General features: G+C 33.6%; 17 protein-coding genes and 2 tRNA genes. 12 read left to right on the top strand and 7 right to left on the bottom strand.

The window, feature by feature from the left end; all coding sequences use genetic code 11:
• The first annotated feature begins 47 nt into the window (after positions 1–47).
• Positions 48–182, top strand: a complete 135-nt coding sequence (locus BWGOE10_RS33775) for a hypothetical protein (protein WP_255266617.1) — start codon at positions 48–50, stop codon at positions 180–182.
• Positions 183–232: 50 nt separating this feature from the next.
• A complete protein-coding gene (locus tag BWGOE10_RS28330) occupies positions 233–412 on the top strand; it encodes a hypothetical protein (protein ID WP_070145982.1) in 180 nt (59 codons plus the stop codon).
• Positions 413–510: 98 nt separating this feature from the next.
• Here the strand turns inward: BWGOE10_RS28330 and BWGOE10_RS28325 are convergent, their stop codons facing one another.
• From BWGOE10_RS28325 to BWGOE10_RS28315, 3 genes are all read right to left on the bottom strand, one after another.
• Positions 511–708, bottom strand: coding sequence for a hypothetical protein (locus tag BWGOE10_RS28325; RefSeq protein ID WP_070145981.1), 198 nt, complete (start codon positions 706–708; stop codon positions 511–513).
• Between the two features lie 88 nt (positions 709–796).
• On the bottom strand, positions 797–1,018 hold the full coding sequence (locus BWGOE10_RS28320; protein WP_070145980.1) for a hypothetical protein: 222 nt from the start codon (positions 1,016–1,018) through the stop codon (positions 797–799).
• Between the two features lie 52 nt (positions 1,019–1,070).
• The gene (locus BWGOE10_RS28315; protein ID WP_070145979.1) at positions 1,071–1,319 is read right to left on the bottom strand and encodes a glutaredoxin family protein; all 249 of its coding nucleotides are present in this window, start codon (positions 1,317–1,319) and stop codon (positions 1,071–1,073) included.
• A 139-nt stretch (positions 1,320–1,458) separates the two neighbouring features.
• Here BWGOE10_RS28315 and BWGOE10_RS28310 point away from each other — a divergent pair.
• Both BWGOE10_RS28310 and BWGOE10_RS28305 read left to right on the top strand, forming a co-directional pair.
• A tRNA-Cys gene (locus BWGOE10_RS28310) sits at positions 1,459–1,529 on the top strand.
• Between the two features lie 15 nt (positions 1,530–1,544).
• Positions 1,545–1,617, top strand: a tRNA-Cys gene (locus BWGOE10_RS28305).
• Between the two features lie 46 nt (positions 1,618–1,663).
• On the opposite strand, the gene BWGOE10_RS30705 is transcribed toward BWGOE10_RS28305, so the two are convergent.
• Together BWGOE10_RS30705 and BWGOE10_RS28300 are read right to left on the bottom strand one after the other, a co-directional pair.
• Entirely contained in the window at positions 1,664–1,822 is a 159-nt protein-coding gene (locus BWGOE10_RS30705; protein ID WP_081338240.1) for a YvrJ family protein, read from the bottom strand.
• Complete coding sequence (locus BWGOE10_RS28300; RefSeq protein WP_070145978.1) at positions 1,812–2,744, bottom strand: S8 family peptidase; 933 nt, start codon at positions 2,742–2,744, stop codon at positions 1,812–1,814. Before BWGOE10_RS28300 ends, BWGOE10_RS30705 begins: the two co-directional genes overlap by 11 nt.
• A 188-nt stretch (positions 2,745–2,932) precedes the next feature.
• On the opposite strand from BWGOE10_RS28300, the gene BWGOE10_RS28295 reads away from it, so the two are divergent.
• The 6 genes from BWGOE10_RS28295 (at position 2,933) to BWGOE10_RS28265 (ending at position 11,842) form a co-directional block, all read left to right on the top strand.
• Entirely contained in the window at positions 2,933–3,676 is a 744-nt protein-coding gene (locus BWGOE10_RS28295) for a hypothetical protein (protein WP_070145977.1), read from the top strand.
• A gap of 548 nt (positions 3,677–4,224) precedes the next feature.
• A complete protein-coding gene (locus BWGOE10_RS28290) occupies positions 4,225–4,851 on the top strand; it encodes a sigma-70 family RNA polymerase sigma factor (RefSeq protein ID WP_070145976.1) in 627 nt (208 codons plus the stop codon).
• A gap of 539 nt (positions 4,852–5,390) precedes the next feature.
• Entirely contained in the window at positions 5,391–5,999 is a 609-nt protein-coding gene (locus BWGOE10_RS28280; protein WP_070145844.1) for a recombinase family protein, read from the top strand.
• 422 nt (positions 6,000–6,421) lie between these two features.
• A complete protein-coding gene (locus BWGOE10_RS28275) occupies positions 6,422–8,017 on the top strand; it encodes a hypothetical protein (protein WP_070145846.1) in 1,596 nt (531 codons plus the stop codon).
• A 1,619-nt stretch (positions 8,018–9,636) separates the two neighbouring features.
• Positions 9,637–10,221, top strand: coding sequence for a replication/maintenance protein RepL (locus BWGOE10_RS28270; protein WP_002193740.1), 585 nt, complete (start codon positions 9,637–9,639; stop codon positions 10,219–10,221).
• 1,054 nt (positions 10,222–11,275) lie between these two features.
• Positions 11,276–11,842: a hypothetical protein gene (locus BWGOE10_RS28265; RefSeq protein ID WP_070145833.1), complete on the top strand. Its 567-nt coding sequence runs from the start codon at positions 11,276–11,278 to the stop codon at positions 11,840–11,842.
• A 358-nt stretch (positions 11,843–12,200) separates the two neighbouring features.
• Here BWGOE10_RS28265 and BWGOE10_RS28260 read toward each other — a convergent pair whose 3' ends face one another.
• A complete protein-coding gene (locus BWGOE10_RS28260; RefSeq protein ID WP_070145908.1) occupies positions 12,201–12,629 on the bottom strand; it encodes an SMI1/KNR4 family protein in 429 nt (142 codons plus the stop codon).
• 18 nt (positions 12,630–12,647) lie between these two features.
• Positions 12,648–14,684, bottom strand: a complete 2,037-nt coding sequence (locus tag BWGOE10_RS30700; protein ID WP_081338234.1) for an HNH endonuclease — start codon at positions 14,682–14,684, stop codon at positions 12,648–12,650.
• A gap of 1,176 nt (positions 14,685–15,860) precedes the next feature.
• Here BWGOE10_RS30700 and BWGOE10_RS33770 point away from each other — a divergent pair.
• A complete protein-coding gene (locus BWGOE10_RS33770) occupies positions 15,861–15,995 on the top strand; it encodes a hypothetical protein (protein ID WP_255266617.1) in 135 nt (44 codons plus the stop codon).
• Between the two features lie 50 nt (positions 15,996–16,045).
• Positions 16,046–16,225 carry a hypothetical protein gene (locus BWGOE10_RS28245; protein ID WP_070145982.1) on the top strand — a complete coding sequence of 60 codons (180 nt, stop codon included), beginning with the start codon at positions 16,046–16,048 and terminating at the stop codon, positions 16,223–16,225.
• Positions 16,226–16,347 lie beyond the last annotated feature (122 nt).

The raw sequence follows: 16,347 nt of genomic DNA, 5'->3' as shown, positions 1-16,347 counted from the left end.
ATGAGTCGAGCGTCTTTAAGGGTTCTCCTTAATAGGAGGAAACGGATATGGAAAGAGTGCAAGCGATTATTGACAGTAATCTGAAATTCAAGAGCTGGGTTAAACAGGTACTAGCTATAGGCGGAATGTTAGGGTTCTGTTACTTGGTATTATATGTTTTATGTTTCTTATTTGCTATGTAAATACTATATAACTATACTAGTGGAGTCTTGCCTACAGAGGTAAGGCTCTTTTGTTGAATAAGATGAATGAAATTATGATACTTGAGCCGTATCGTAAAGACTATGAAGCTACTACTCTTTCACTAGTACATAAAGAAAAGATTCCTTATAATACTGTAATTGAAACGCTTCGTGAAATAATGGGAAGTGGTTTGATTCCGAGTGTTATAAAAATCGATATAGAAGCATAAATAAAAGGACAGAATTAATTCTGTCCTTTTATTTATGTGTGAAAAAATATAAAAACCACCAAATAAAGTTATCTTGGTGGTTTTGTTACCCTTACGGCTTATATTGTTTTAAGTTTCTTTTGTTTGTTGAAGTATCTTTGCATTTCAGGACTATTTGGGAATATCTCTTCAGCTGTATAAGAATGAAAGTCTACTGGCTTGATCGCTTGTCGTTGTTTTAAGCTTTCTTCGCCTCGCATTACTTTAAGAACGTGTTGAACGGAAGTAGGAAGTTCTTTAATTTGTTTTTGATTCATAATACTAGCACCTCACTATCTAAAGTCACTATGGGAGACATATATAACTTATATTCATTATATACCTTTTTAGTGATGATCGCTTGCATTATCCCTCTACTTTATAACAACTACATAATTTAACTCCATATGTCGCTTCTAGAGCCTTCTGAAGTTGCTTTAATTCTTTGGAATACTCCATAGTAACGTTTTGATACATTACTCGTTCATTCTCCTGTTCACAACACTCAATACACTTAGACATTTTCAGTAAATCGGTTTTAATTTGATTGTATTTTTTCAAGTCTTTTTCTAGTAATTTTCCGTTCATAAATAATCACTCCTTAGAAAGAAAGACCTGGTAACCACCAGGTCTTTCTTGTTTACTTGATATGTAAAAGCTGTTCAACTTCTTCTCTGTTGCCCCCGACAATTGTGTGAGTTTTACCATCAATTTCAATAATAGAAGTGGGTGTATACATAAATCCTTTATCGTTAAACTCTTTTGATGCTTCTTTATCGCCTGTTATTTCTTTAACTAGGTAGTTGATGTTGTTTTTATCAAGAAAATTTTTGAATTCATTACAAGGAGCGCAATGAGACATTGTGTATACTGTCATAGAATATGGCATAATTTATCCCTCCAAAAAATTGTTTATAGTGTATAAGGTGAAATGAAAACTTTAAAATTAAAAAAAAATAAAAAAATTTTATTATTATTTTTAATTTGGCTGTTTTCATTTCACCTATATAGATAAAGGCGATTTTCGTGGTGATATAGCCAAGTGGTAAGGCATAGGTCTGCAAAACCTTGAGCGCCGGTTCGAATCCGGCTATCACCTTTAATACTATTTCGTGGTGGTATAGCTAAGTTAGGCAAAGCAAAGGTCCGCAAAACCTTGACCGTTGGTTCGAGTCCAACTATCACCTTATAAAGAAAAAAGAGGTACCGAATTCGGTACCTCTTTTTTGTGTTTTATTTCGATTTTCTCTCGCTCTCAATGTAATTGTGAAGTTCGTTAATCGCGTCTGTTAATGATTCGATTTTTCTTTCCATACGGAGTAATAAGTAGGTTGCTAGGACTAATGGAAAACCGAAATTTCCGATTAAACTTACATATTGGTTAAGATCCATCTTCTTCACCTACCATCTTGTTTAGATGAAGAACTCCTTTACCTTGTGCTTTCTCTGAGTAGCCAGATAGCTCAATTGCGTTTAGTCTAAGATATAAATCGACTAATTCTTGTGTGTAATCGATGTTATTCGATTTCAAATAACTTAATAATAAAGCGATAGCTCCTGATGCTTGGGGTGCAGCCATTGAAGTTCCTGATAATGTTTGGTACGTATTGTCTTTATAAGTAGAGAATATTTTATCACCAGGGCTTAAATAATCTATCGTGCTGTTCGTGTTACTGAATTTAGCAAGCCTAAATTCTTCATCGATAGCTCCTATTTGGATAACTTCCTCATAAAAGCCAGGATAGGAAAGTTCATCCGTTATATCACTTCCATCTCCTTCATTCCCGGCTGCTGTTACAATAAATACATTTTGTGAGACAGCGAATTTTATTACGTTCCTTAATTCCTCGTTGTCCTTCTTACTGCCTAAAGAGAGATTGATAATATCGATTTTTTCTCCGTTTTTACCTCTCCAATTTAAGGCTAATTCAATTCCTTTGATTAACGTTTGTGCATCACTATTACCTTGTTGGTTTATGACTTTAATAATGACTAAATTAGCTTCCGGGGCGATACCAATAAGGTTTGACTCATTTGTAGCTGCAATAATACCAGCTACGTGTGTGCCGTGGCCATAATGATCTGTTACTACGTTGAGATTACCGTTATCATCTGTTGTTAAATTGAAAACATCAATGATATTTCTGTTTAGTTCTTCGTGATAATCACAACCGGAATCAATTACCGCGATGTTTACTCCTTGACCTTTGTATCCTTCTTGCCAAAAATCTTCTGCATTCACAATAGAAATTCCGTAATTCTTTTGAGAATGTGTTGTTTTCAATACTTTTGGTACAACAACTTCAGTACTCATATAAAAACCTCCTTTTACATGGAGGTGAAATTTAAATAGGAAAAATAAAAAAGATCTGGCTCTGCCAAATCTTTTTTATTTTTTTTCAAATTCTTTTTTAATTTCCCGATATTCGTTTCACCTTTAACAATTAGAAGAGGTTGAGTACACAACTTCTTACTCAATTAAATTTTAAGGAGCGATTTTCTATGGAAATGGCAATTAACAACTTTCAGTTAATCGAAGCAAAAAGCTTGAATGACAAGTTACAAGTTGTAGAATCGAACAAAGTATTCAAGGAGCTTCAAGGCTATTTGAAAGCAGAGTTTGGTAAAGAAATTACTGTTCTTGAACACAAAGGTATTGAGTATGACATTTTAAATGATCGTGCAGAAAAAGCAGAGGTTCATTACTTATTAGATACTAACTCTAATATCCGCTTACTGTTCGGTCTTGCGACAAATAAAGAGGGCAAAACTTTTGAAACAGCTACTGTAGATATGATTGTTGAGGAAAATGGTCATCAATATATTAAAATGGTAAGTTATGATGTGGAAACGAAACAATTCGTTGTTACTTATTCTGAGAAAATCCAACAAGATGTTGAAGCTGCTTGGATTAATATGCTTAGCACTGATGACAGACCTTTCGAAGCTCTTAAAGCTGAACCAGAAATGTATAAAGCAAAAGGATTCTTTGACTTCTGTTTACCAGGTGGATATAAATGGTGTGGTAAAGGTTGCGGTAATGCAACTGGTGGTGGAGCACTTAAAAATAAAATTGATGGTTGTTGCTATATCCACGATGATTGCTATGGCAAATATAGTTCAAATCGTTGTGCTAACTGTGATAAGAGCTTTGTTTCTTGTGTATCTAACCGAACTAACTATGCAACTGATCCAGCAACAGCATCAGCTATTATTATATTCTTCCAGACTAAATGTTTCTTCTAAAACCGGATGAATACGGACAGCAAAAACAGAATTGGTATTAAACCGACAACGATGTGTCCTATGAAATTGATTTGCCAGTGAATGTTTCTAACCTTGTTCTTTCCTAATAGGTACACCAAAGCTATTACTGTAATGAGGGGACAGAAATATGAAATGGCGTCCCATTGGGTGATTTGGTTAGTAAGCATTCTGTTTAATATTGGAGTTGCAAGCAAAATGTTGATTAGCAGTAGAATGTATCCTAAGGCGTACTTCATCGTGCACCAATCCTTTACTTTTTATCCTAATCTTAGCATCTTGACTGCATATCAAGCAATATAAAAAAAGGAGTTCCGAATTTGGGACTTCTTTTTGATATTTTCTTTCAAATTAGAATTAATAGTCTTGCATATTATAAAATTATTGTTATATAATGGATACAAAATAAGAACGTACGTTTGGTTTTTTGGTGTTTGAAATACAAAAAATCCCAAAGGGTATAGTGAAATAAAAAATAGTTTTATCTTTTTTCACCTTTAATAAAAAGGGGATTTTAGGGAGGGCTAAAATTGAAACACGAAGTTACTTTAAAAAAGGATGATAAAGAGATAAAAGCAGAAGTTAAATTTTTGAAAGAAAAGATGAACCAGATTAATGAAATTAGTTTAATAAAAGAATTCCTTCAAGTAGAAGAAAATAATATGCTATTCAAAAAATTGATAGACAATCCGTCTGAAGAAAATGTTAGTCAGTTAAACAATAGCTTTAGAGCACTCTATATTGAACGGAGAATTTTAAAATACCTTTCAGGATTTATAAAGAGATACGCTATTGATTATGATAAACGGTTTAAATTACGTAGTAGTCGTTATCCTTTAGTGTTAGACAAATTTGTGAGTAAAGATAAGGAGACAGTAAACACAACCGTAGTTGAGTTTGTTCGATCACAAGATAAAACACCTCTAGAGATGTTACTTCAAAAAGAAGATAGTAATAGCTTGTTAGCCCAGATTCGTGATGAAAAATTAGAAATGGCATTAACTCAATTATCATATAAAGAATTAGAGGTATTAAGTTTATACTACCTAGAGGAAAAAACGCTTACGGAGATTGCGGAACATTATGGACAAACCATTCAAGCTATTAATTACTACCATAAAGGTTCTTTGAAAAAAATAAGAAAGTACTTGTCTTGAAAATTCGATAAAGGTGTTGATTTTTTATATGTGTCAAAACTTTGATAAGGATACTGTATACTTCTTAAACCAAATTGATCCTATTATTAGGAAACATCTTAAAGAAACAGACATCAACGAAAGAGACGATCTATCCCAAGATATTAAATTCAAAGTAATAGATAAAATTGAAGTGATTAAGAATGATAATGCTCCTAATTTTATTGAGTATATCAAGGAAAAAATCGACTCAAAGGATTAGGGGCTATGTAGAAATCGAACCGTATTATTCTATAAGTATTAGTGGACAACAAAGGTATATTTTTACTGTTACAATGTCCCCTAATACTTGTCTTATGATTTGGTTACATTGCTACACAAAGATCTCGTATGACGAGTGTTTTTATTAAAGGAAAAGAATCTTCCTGTGAAAGCATTAATCTATTAACAATACCATAAAGTACACTTTACGGAACGCGATTTTTGAAGCATAATTATGAGGTTCAAACAGTACCGTAAGTACGTACCGAAAGTGTGTATTGAAAACAGGAGGATTTTGTATGAATTTTGGCTATATCCGTATCTCAAGTAAACAACAGAACGAAAAACGTCAAATTGAATCATTATTAGAAAAAGGGATTTTGAAAGAAAATATTTACATAGATAAACAGAGTGGAAAAAACTTTGATAGACCAGCATACCAGGAATTAAAATCAAAGGTGCAGCCGGGGGATACGATTTACTTTCACGAAATAGATCGTTTTGCACGTAACTTTGCTGAAGGTAAAGAAGAAGTTGATTTCTATTCACGTATGAGCGTACAGCTTATCTTTTTAGATATGGAGTACTTAAATAGTATGATGACTCACGATGATGTCATTACGAGAGCGTTCGGCCATATGCAAGTTTTGATGCACTTGGCCATTGCTGAAAAGGAAAGAGAGAAAATGAAGAAGAGACAAGATGAGGGCATTGCTTTAGCGCAAAAAAGCGGTGTTAAGTTTGGTAGACCTAAAGTATATGGTGATTCAGGTACGAAGCTACAAAAGGCAATCGATATGTATCTCAATAGAGAAGCTAATGTACCTCAGATTACAGCTATTACAGGGATTAGTAAAACAACACTATATAGAAGAATGAAAGAACTTGGTATTAAAAGAGAAGACTAGATTAAAAGGATTTGAGGGGTTTTTGAGTAAAAAAAAGAACTACGTATGAAAATAGCATTTACGTTTTTGTTCGGGTCTGTGTTACAATTATCTACAAGAAAAAGATGAGAAAAAGCAGGGAAAAGCTAGAATTATCACAAAAAAACAGTAAAGTATTAAAAATGAAGATAAAAAAAAGAATCGATGTCCCCACATCAATTCTTCGTGATTCCCACCAACAAAATGTATCAACTCGACTAAAAGTGATTTATTGTTTTTTAGGGATTATTTAATAAATTAACTAGTATTATAATAACTAGTAATTAAGTAATTTTCAAGTATTTATTGAAATCCTTTTTAAAATGAAAAATTGTTATAGGTTTGGGTGGGAATCGCACTAGTCTTCTTTGTTGTGTTTTTTACAAGAGGAGTGTGATTTTTTTGTGTTAACATTTAAACAGATTGAGAGAAAAATCGATTCTGTAGTTTTAGATTATATTAGATCATATTCCTATGTACCTGGGAAAGTAAAGAAAGAGCTGTTTAAGCTTTCAAAAACGAAAATCGGTACAAAATATGTAAGTCGAAATTATATATCTAAAGAATTCAGTCAAGTTCTATATGAACGTCAAGTTAGAGAATATTACCTTACATATATGCAAAAAGAAGAGAAGAATGAGAAAAAGAAAAAGCGTAAACGCCCTGAAAAAGGTAGAAATATTACGGTTAAAGAATGCTTTGAGATAATGCTACGTGATTTATTCGAACATCGTAAAGGCGAACGTGATACAAAGGGTCGTCAAATTCAAATGAACGCTTTTGTAATGAATTTTGATAAAGAAACGCGCCTATTATTGGACAAAAAGACCGTAAAAACAATGGAGAAACTATTAGAAGCTACAAAGAAATTTAGTTATTTCACTCCTAATATGTTTATAGATTATCGTTTCTTTACTAAAGAAGTTTTATCTTTATTAGGCGTAATCATATTGGATTTTGATTTAGATAAAAGTAATGTCGTTATGAGTAAAGATGAATTACGTTTATTTGTCAAAAAGAAGCTCGGTGTTGAGCTTTCGATGATATGGGATACACCGACTAAAGGAAATTATGCAGGGACCATTCTATTGAAAAAGATGGCTGGCACACCACCTTCGGTTCATTTATACGAGCAAGTGGTAAAAGAAATGACTCGTAAGTTAGATGGTTTAGCAGATGCTTCCTGTTTTAATGCAAATCACGTATTTGTAATGCCTAAAAACAGCCCTAGAACGGGCAAGATGGTAAGACTGTACAATGAGGATGTTCACTCTATAAATGCGTTTAGATGGCTTTTAAATGAGCGAGACGAGCGTAGAAAGAGAGAAAACTCGGTTATAGATTTCAAACAAGAATCATTTAAAAAAGAACCGGCTGTAGCAGCTCTATTAAACGGTGACGTAAGTTACCGTGATCACGCAGCCTTTACTTTAGCTTTAGTATTAAGATGGCTGAAGTATACGCAAGAAGAATGCGCGAACTATATGTACTCTCAATGGCTTCCTAAGGTCCAAAACGAGCACGATCATCCATTTACAGAACGTGAGCTAGGGAAATGTATTAAGCACGCTTATTCGGGCAAATATCGCAACTTTAAATCAACCTGGATTGAAATATGTACAGGCATTCCTTGTAATCTAAGTGGCTATTTTGAATGGCAATTCTATGAGAACAAAGGTATATACATAATGGATACTGAAGCGAGATTACGTGAATTTTTCAAGGAGAATGGCGGTACATATGAAGGGAACATTAAAAGTATAGCTGAGGAATTAGATGTTTCTGTTCGTTCATTAGAAAGGCATATAGCGACATTAAGAGACAATAATGAGCTAATCTATCAAACTAAGCGTGGTAGAGGTGCTAAGACGGTTTATCATTATGCTGAACAACAACTTGATTTCACAAGTGTTTTACGATTTGAAGAACATACAATTGATGAAGAAATTGCTTATTTAAATGAATTAGATACACAATTAGAAAAGCTATCTACATATTAATGAAGATAGCTTTTTTTTTGCAATAAAACCCCAATTTATCCCTTTTACGAAATTACAAACCCTATGTTTTTGTTGTTTTTTTCAATACAGGAGGAATGCGCAACCCCTTGGTATGACTGGATTTTAAAATCCGCCAAATCATATACCATATTCCCTAGCTTTTTTGCGTATTTGAGGTTTGTTTTTCCTTTGTTACTCTGTGTGGCTTTTTATTCTGTTCTTCGGTTCACTCCTTACTTCCATTTTTACCCTTTTGCGAAATTACAAACCCTATGTTTTTGTTGTTTCTTCGATACAGGAGGACTGCGAAAACCCTTGATATGACTGGATTTTAAAATCCGCCAAATCATATACCATATTCCTTTGTCTTTTTCTATCTCTCTGGGCTTTTGTTGTTCTCTCTAGTGCATCTTCTCTCTTCTTTGTTTTTCTACTTATTTCGTTCTATGTTGCCTATTTATGTATGGGTGTTGAGTGCCTATTAACTATATGGTACTTGAAATTTTAAAGAAACCAGATACTAGCTTTTACATAGTGGAGGAAGATAATTAGGGATTTTATTGGGGGAATGTAGTGGTTTTATGTTTTACTAGCAAAAATAAAAGTTATCCGTGATAACTGGCTTTTCAGATTTAATTGTATGAGGTGTTTGGTTGATTCCTAATATGAAAGGCCATTAATAAACAAAAAGAGAATATAAGGGATTCTGAGGGGTTTGATACTACTGTTTAAATATAAGGTAAGACTATAGATTGATATGTTATTAGGTGGGGAGAAGTTTTGGAAGCATTTCTATTAGATTCTAAATCCACCTTCCCAAATAACCCTTTTCGAAAAAGAAAAACCCTATGTTTTTGATATTTTTTTGAAATAGTGGAAACGTGAAAACCTTTGATATGACTGGGTTTTCAACTGTGCCAAATCATATACCATATTCCTTTAATAGAAGTTTGTCGATGTATAACGAAAATTAGGGAAGGAGTTCAGGCTTCGCCAATTCTCTTATAATCAAAAGGGCATCTAGTTGAACCTTGCTGTATTTTCGTAGTTATCGAAGTGGAGAACTAGGGAAATTTTTTAATTTCGGAAATCTTTTAGAAACATTGAAAATAAAGGGTTTTTCGTACTTACCGAAATTGATAACTGACGTTTAAGGAAAAACGATAAGTGAAAAAAGTTAACACCTAAAATCCTTTTAAATCAACGTTTATAGGCTATTTACTTAAAAGTGTCCCAAAAAAGTGACACCTAAATTTTGTGAATATGAAGGTGTGATTCTAAACGCACACTCAAACCTGAATTTCATTGATTTTTCAGGGTTTTCTCTTATAGGGATCCCGCCAACTAAATGACATAAAACCCACGTTAAGACATTTTTTTGAAGTGAAAACCTTGATTTTTGTACGCTAAGGGCTGTAACTAAAATGGACGTTTTTGTTACGGCGATGGTCTCAAGAAGCGTTAGCCTTTATTTAGCCAATTTAGCTGTAACAAAATACTGTATCAAAAATAATTTGTAGCATTATTTATCACAATCCTTTTTGTTACGCTAGAAATCCTTTTATATCAAGCTTTCTTTTCCTTAGCGTGGGTTTTATGTTAGTACGTTGGCTGTACCCCTGACAAATACTATCAATTTAAAACAAGCTGAAAAAAATGCAAGATTAAGAGATATCGAGGATTCGAAGATTTTGTCAGAAGAAGAGATGTATTTAGCAAATGAACTTCAAGCAAAAGCTAATTCTCATGGTATGAAATTAGTCCCAGAACGGAAAGTGAAGAATAAAGCTAAATTCGCTCAAATTATTCAAGAGAATTGGTTATATCTTATTCAGAATAATTATTTGAAAAACGAAGAAATTATGTTTTTAAACAAAATCATTGGTTTTATAGGGTTTCGATCTAACTGTATTGTTCATGATATTAATGCAAAAGAGCAGTTACCTATGACTCAAACTGAAATAGCAGAAAAAATAGGTTCTAGTAAAAATACAGTTAGTAGATTAATAAAACAATTAATTGAAAAGGGTCTAATTGGACGTTTTGAGTCGGGTAGAGATGGAATTAATGCTAGAATGTATGCACTTTACATAAATCCTAATATGATTCTTTGTGGAGATCGAGACAATATTAATCAAACATTACAAACTATGTTTATAAGAAAACCAAAAGAATTGAAAAATTTACCTATAAAATTAGTGTAACCTGTATGAATTTCATACAGGTTACACTAATTTTGTATGCTTGTCCCTTCTCACTCTCTATATAAAGGGCTAAAAGTTCCGCAAGGAACGGGTCGTATTTTCTTTCGCGTTGCTACATCCTTGCAAAACTTTTTTCGGCTCGAGTTTGGATATCACCAAGCCGATACATCCAAAAGCAACTATTTATGATCATCGGCTTGAATTTGCTATTATACGAGCCGAACCGCTAGTGCTTTCGTCTAATAATTTCACTTACCATATTGATAGATACGTAATAAGTGGGGGCTCGTCCCCACACGACGAACCAGCCTCAACCCCAAAAGTAAAGGAAACCTTTCTTTTAAACCTGTTTATTTTGCTTTTTAAGCGTTTATTTTCGTTTTAACGATAAAATAGTATTGTTTTAGATTTATATTCTTTAAAAAGGATTCTGAAGCATCTAAATAGCATCTAGTATTTTGTTGTTATTTATTTCTAGATTAAGAATTTATATTTATTTAATGCCTATTGTTTTCTTTTAGTATTTTAAAGTAATGTTTGATTGCAATTTATTAAAAATATCATGTCCTTAGTGAGTACTCATATGGAGACATCAAAGGGACTTTGTGTACTCACTGAGTCTACATCTAGGGACACAATGGGGACATTTGGAGGGTTTTGTGTCGTCAGTGAGTGGACATCCTGGGAATTTTCGTGTACCCACGTTTAAGCTAGGCTCCGCCTAGTCCCAACCCCTAGTTGGGCCCAAAAACCCCTTATGCTCTTCTGTCTTTTTTAATTCAGAATTTCCAATTTTATAGAATAGCTTGTTTTTTAATTAAAAATTATTATGCTAAAAAACAAATAGTTAATTTATGTGTATATAGGAAGGTTTAGGGGATCCCTATTTAGGAACAAAATTCATGAAGATGTTTAGGTGTTTGTTTAAATATTTTTAATAAGTGTTCATCTGAACAAGGTATTTATCTGAACAGCACCTAAACACCTGATATAATAATGTTTACGGACAATGTTCAGATGCTGTTTGTTTGTTTAGATAGGAGTGATTTAAACAATGATTAGGGAAAAATATGAATTAATTTGGCTATCGGCTGAAGATATAGCAAAACAAGTTGGTGTATCTTCAATGACAATTAAACGAAATTGCAATACTTATGAAGAATTTATTCTATTCAAACAGGGGGAGAAAAATAAGTACTATATTTCTTCTGAATGTGTGGACGTTTTAAAATTTATTAATAAACTTCGAAATAAAAAGAATGTCCCTCATAAAGAGATTCTAGAAGTATTAGACAAAGAAGGTTTTAAAAAATATATTGCTGTTGATATGGAAGTTGTTCAGGAAAACACTTCTAAACAAACATTTGAACAGACTATGTTTACCTTAGATGAAGTGAGAAAAATAGTTGCGGAAGAATTAGAAAAGGCAATGAAAGATCAAGCAAATAAGAAAGATGAACAAATTATGTATTTGATGAGAGAGATTCAAGATTTAAAAAGAATTATGATAGAAGAAAAACAAGCGATATTAGAAATAGATTCATCCGAACAACAAGTAAACAATGAAGAAGTACAAGAGATTAAAAAGGAATCGTGGTGGCGACGCATGTGGACTCGCTGAGTCCTGGCGTTTATGCCGCGAAAGTTCCTTGACGATGAGGGGAACCCTCATGCAAACTCGCCAGGGGTGGCCCCAGAAGGGCGGTTTTTGCCCGCTGGGGTTAGCTTTGGGAGTTTGAGGGTTCGGAGGCTCGTGGTCAAGGGAACCGTGGAATAAAAAGCGAGGACGGACCCCAGGACAGGGCAAAAACCAATGTCTTCGCCAAGATTCGTGGTTCTACTGTTAGAAAAAGGCGAATAAGAATATAGCATACATACAATAAGGGAATGCAGTATAGATCAGTCTACAAGCATTCCCTTGCTATAAAGATGTTAATAATATTTTAATGCTGTTGTTACTATATATGCGATATGATGTATTAGTGAAGCATACCCATAAATTCATTGAAGGTATCTGCAAGGATAAACATATTGTCCATTTCGTCTTCAGGTTCTATATCATGAATCCAAAAATATACTTTCCCCTGAAAATTTCCATTAATTCCTAATAAAATCTCATTTCCTGCTGGATCATTAGCAATTGAAATAAAATCTTCTGGTATTTCTCCTTCTAAAACCTCAAAAACTTTGCCTAGATTACTTTTCATATCCCCAATTCCATAAAACTTATTGACTAAGCTTTCTCCTTCATCATCAGAGATTTTGAAGTTAGATTCTTGAGGAAATCCTCCATTGTATTCTAATAAAAAATCAACATATTGCTTAGGTAGTGTAACATCACACTTTTGTTCAAATTGTTTTATATCCTGTAAAGAAACTTTTGGATTTTCACTAAGCATTTTTGTCATACTCTCACTCCTATATCATTACTTATTTTTATTTTTCCCATTAACCTTTGATTGACCACCAATGTGTCTAAACTCTCTGTGGATATCTTCATCTACTAGCATCATAGTTTTTCCATCTTCATGATGATGCCATGTATAACCTTCTGGTGGCCTTTGATTATCTATTATTGGTGGATCGGTATCTTTTGTAAGTTTAGCTGCTATATTTGCATTTTCAAAATCTTTCGGATTATTTTTAGGTGAATGGACTTCTATTTGTACAGGTTTAACATTTGGATGCATATAAGGTGTAAAATCTGGGTAACCATTCGGATAATTTACTGATACTCCAGATTTGTTAGTATATGTCCAAGTGCCATTATCATCGATGGAGATACTTCCACCCTTCTTATACCATTTATCGGGCTTAGGCGAATTCATTGGTTTAGTTTTCAAAATCCCACTAGTGATATCTTCTAAATTCAACCTATTACCATTACCCGTACCCTTAGTTTCACTCTTAGCAACAGAAAATAACTCTCCAAGTGTCTTTCTTTCTCCGACTTTCCCTCCACTTGCTAGCGCAGGTTCAGGGAATAAATTCGGGATCTCAATATTTTTAATCTTTTCCCTGACATTCTTCATACTATCCGGCAACTTATTCATGAATGTTTCTACTTCTTCCGACTTACCAACTATTTTATCGCGTTTCCCTGCTGCCCGAAAGACATTTTTACCCTCTGCGATTTTTCCAGCTGTAGCTGATCCTTTCACTGCGGCGTTTACTTCACCAACGCCGAAAAGACAACTGACAATATCAAATCCCATGCCACCAAAAGCATAAGGGTCGGTCATGGCTTTTTCTACATAACTTTTCGCTGCGTTGAACATTTCTTTTTGGTCTCTTCTAAAGGTTCTAGCGAGGTTATCCAGCACGGGAATTTTGTCCGTGTATGCGGGATTATTTAAGAAAACACTAAGATAAGGAGCCGCAATTGTGATAGAGCCTACAATCCCATACTCGGCGAGTTTCTTCGTACCGTCCCATGCACCATAAATATCGTCCAGTTTCCATTGTTCTGTTTCTACGCCGCGTATCGAGTTATAACCCCACTCACCAAGCTCTGCGATTAGGAAACCTAATTTTATTGCACCTATCGCAGCCCCACTAATCGCGGAACCTGCCGCCCCTATAAAACCTTCTAACGCCAAGAAATCATCAGAAAGTCCTTTCAGGAAAGGAATGTTCTCCCCTACCCATTTTGTGCCTTTTCTCAATACATCCCATTTCTCACCGGCACTATCGGAAAAGTTTTGAAGCCAAGCCTCCAATGGATGATTTTTCGCCCATTCCTCTTGTTTTTTCTTCATTTCTTTTTCAGCTTGCAGTTGCGCCTCTTTTTCCGCCTTCGTGATTTCTGTATCCATTTCATGAATGCCTTTTGCCAACGCATCTTGCGCAAAGAAAGTTTGCAGTTTCGGATCAGTATAAGATAAATTACTCATTTTCCCCGCAATTTGAACTTGCTTGTTTAGGGCATCGAGAATGTCTTCCGCATTGCTTTTTTCTTTTTTGCTTTCAAATTGTTGTACTTTTTGAATCGTATCCTCTAGTTCTTTGCTGGCTGCAACCAGTTTTTCATCAAACTGGCTTCTCGGCATACTCAATGAAATCAAATCGTTCACGCTGTTGTAAATATTAGAGATGCGACTATCCATTTCATGTTTCTTGGGTTGGAGATTGGAAAGTTTGTTTTGTGTTTGCAGTAATGCATCTTCCAGAATAACCGCATTCTCATCACTTTCTCCCGTTGTTGACTGAAAATCCTTTAAGGTTGTCAACATTTCCGCAATGAGAAATTCATTGGTAACTTTCAACCCAGTCACAACTGCACTTTGGTTATTATTGATGTCGTTGACAATCGCATTTCCTGTTGCACCCTGCATGGCATCGGCCTGGATAATACCATTCAATGCTTTTTGGGCTTGTTCAAGTTGATTATTTGTTTTACTGGTGTCTTTTTGGAGTTTGGCCAGTACTTCATTGAATTCCTTTAAATCTACATGAAATCCCATTTAATTCGTCTCTCTTTCTAGTGGTAGTAACAGGGTTGCAGTCATTCCCCCTTAATAAAAGCTTTTAAAACAAATCAATCAATTATAGCAAAATAGATTCTTTTTATATTCCGTAGAGTAAGGGTGGGAGTAGATATTTTTAATCAAACTTTATTTTAAAGCTACAGTTTGATTTTAAAATAAATATGTATATACAAGTTTTATAATTGTTACGGTTGCTCCAAGATAAGCAAACCATTCCCAAAGGGGTGTTTTTTGTTTAGAATCAGTCATATTGTTATGTCCTCCTTTTTAACATCTGTTAAACAATATATTATCATAATTATGAGATTTTTGATTAATTAGATCATTTTAATTAAGTAGTTCTTTACTTCGAATAGATTTTGCAATCCCTTTATTCATGCATTTTTGAATGTATACTTTTCTCGGTGTTTTTGCTAAAAATAGCTAAGGTAGGATAAACCCAATGAAATCAAGAAAATGAAAGTAAACTAATATTTAAAAGTTTACATTCGTATTTATAATAAATAAAAAGCACTTTTAAATTTTTTTAAAGTGCTTTAATTTGATGTTGATGTGATGGAACCTCAAGTATGTAGAAATTTAAAAAAGTCCCTTCATAATGCTAAAGGGACTTTGCTCACACAAATGATCTGCAAATCAATTCACTTTTGATATACAGATCATTTGTATGATAATTTTTATAAATAATTGCGGAATAATGAATTTACATTACTGCTTTTAAAAGTTCTTGTACAAATGGAATGATTCCACCTACAAATTTTAAAACTGCCATTGCGATTGCCATATTATTTCCTCCTCTTTTTTCGTATTAAGGTATGATAATTTTTATAAATAATTGTGGAATAATGAATTTACATTACTGCTTTTAAAAGTTCTGTTACTAATGGAAGTACTCCACCTAAGAATGATAAAACTGCCATTGCGATTGTCATATTATTTCCTCCTCTGTTGTTGATGCTATGATGTGATTTATCTTTATGCTTTTATTATAGTAAGCGCTTACATTTTTATCAATACATTCTTATATGCAATATTGCATATAGGGTAATATTATACATTTAGACAAAAATTAGACCTCTATTAGTCATTCCTTAATGGTATCATAGCGAGGTGAGAGTCTTTAAGGGTTCTCCTTAATAGGAGGAAACGGATATGGAAAGAGTGCAAGCGATTATTGACAGTAATCTGAAATTCAAGAGCTGGGTTAAACAGGTACTAGCTATAGGCGGAATGTTAGGGTTCTGTTACTTGGTATTATATGTTTTATGTTTCTTATTTGCTATGTAAATACTATATAACTATACTAGTGGAGTCTTGCCTACAGAGGTAAGGCTCTTTTGTTGAATAAGATGAATGAAATTATGATACTTGAGCCGTATCGTAAAGACTATGAAGCTACTACTCTTTCACTAGTACATAAAGAAAAGATTCCTTATAATACTGTAATTGAAACGCTTCGTGAAATAATGGGAAGTGGTTTGATTCCGAGTGTTATAAAAATCGATATAGAAGCATAAATAAAAGGACAGAATTAATTCTGTCCTTTTATTTATGCTTCTATATCGATTTTTATAACACTCGGAATCAAACCACTTCCCATTATTTCACGAAGCGTTTCAATTACAGTATTATAAGGAAT

The sequence above is a fragment of the Bacillus mycoides genome, assembly GCF_001757995.1.
GTDB classification, from domain to species: Bacteria; Bacillota; Bacilli; order Bacillales; family Bacillaceae_G; genus Bacillus_A; species Bacillus_A mycoides_B.
This window is presented reverse-complemented; position numbering and strand designations above follow the sequence as displayed.

What these genes read in the sequence shown, in the direction of transcription:
- BWGOE10_RS33775 (WP_255266617.1), top strand. Translation starts at nt 48, where the DNA reads ATGGAAAGAGTGCAAGCGATTATTGACAGTAATCTGAAATTCAAGAGC.
- BWGOE10_RS28325 (WP_070145981.1), bottom strand. Translation starts at nt 708, where the DNA reads ATGAATCAAAAACAAATTAAAGAACTTCCTACTTCCGTTCAACACGTT.
- BWGOE10_RS28320 (WP_070145980.1), bottom strand. Translation starts at nt 1,018, where the DNA reads ATGAACGGAAAATTACTAGAAAAAGACTTGAAAAAATACAATCAAATT.
- BWGOE10_RS28315 (WP_070145979.1), bottom strand. Translation starts at nt 1,319, where the DNA reads ATGCCATATTCTATGACAGTATACACAATGTCTCATTGCGCTCCTTGT.
- BWGOE10_RS30705 (WP_081338240.1), bottom strand. Translation starts at nt 1,822, where the DNA reads ATGGATCTTAACCAATATGTAAGTTTAATCGGAAATTTCGGTTTTCCA.
- BWGOE10_RS28300 (WP_070145978.1), bottom strand. Translation starts at nt 2,744, where the DNA reads ATGAGTACTGAAGTTGTTGTACCAAAAGTATTGAAAACAACACATTCT.
- BWGOE10_RS28295 (WP_070145977.1), top strand. Translation starts at nt 2,933, where the DNA reads ATGGAAATGGCAATTAACAACTTTCAGTTAATCGAAGCAAAAAGCTTG.
- BWGOE10_RS28280 (WP_070145844.1), top strand. Translation starts at nt 5,391, where the DNA reads ATGAATTTTGGCTATATCCGTATCTCAAGTAAACAACAGAACGAAAAA.
- BWGOE10_RS28265 (WP_070145833.1), top strand. Translation starts at nt 11,276, where the DNA reads ATGATTAGGGAAAAATATGAATTAATTTGGCTATCGGCTGAAGATATA.
- BWGOE10_RS28260 (WP_070145908.1), bottom strand. Translation starts at nt 12,629, where the DNA reads ATGACAAAAATGCTTAGTGAAAATCCAAAAGTTTCTTTACAGGATATA.
- BWGOE10_RS30700 (WP_081338234.1), bottom strand. Translation starts at nt 14,684, where the DNA reads ATGGGATTTCATGTAGATTTAAAGGAATTCAATGAAGTACTGGCCAAA.
- BWGOE10_RS33770 (WP_255266617.1), top strand. Translation starts at nt 15,861, where the DNA reads ATGGAAAGAGTGCAAGCGATTATTGACAGTAATCTGAAATTCAAGAGC.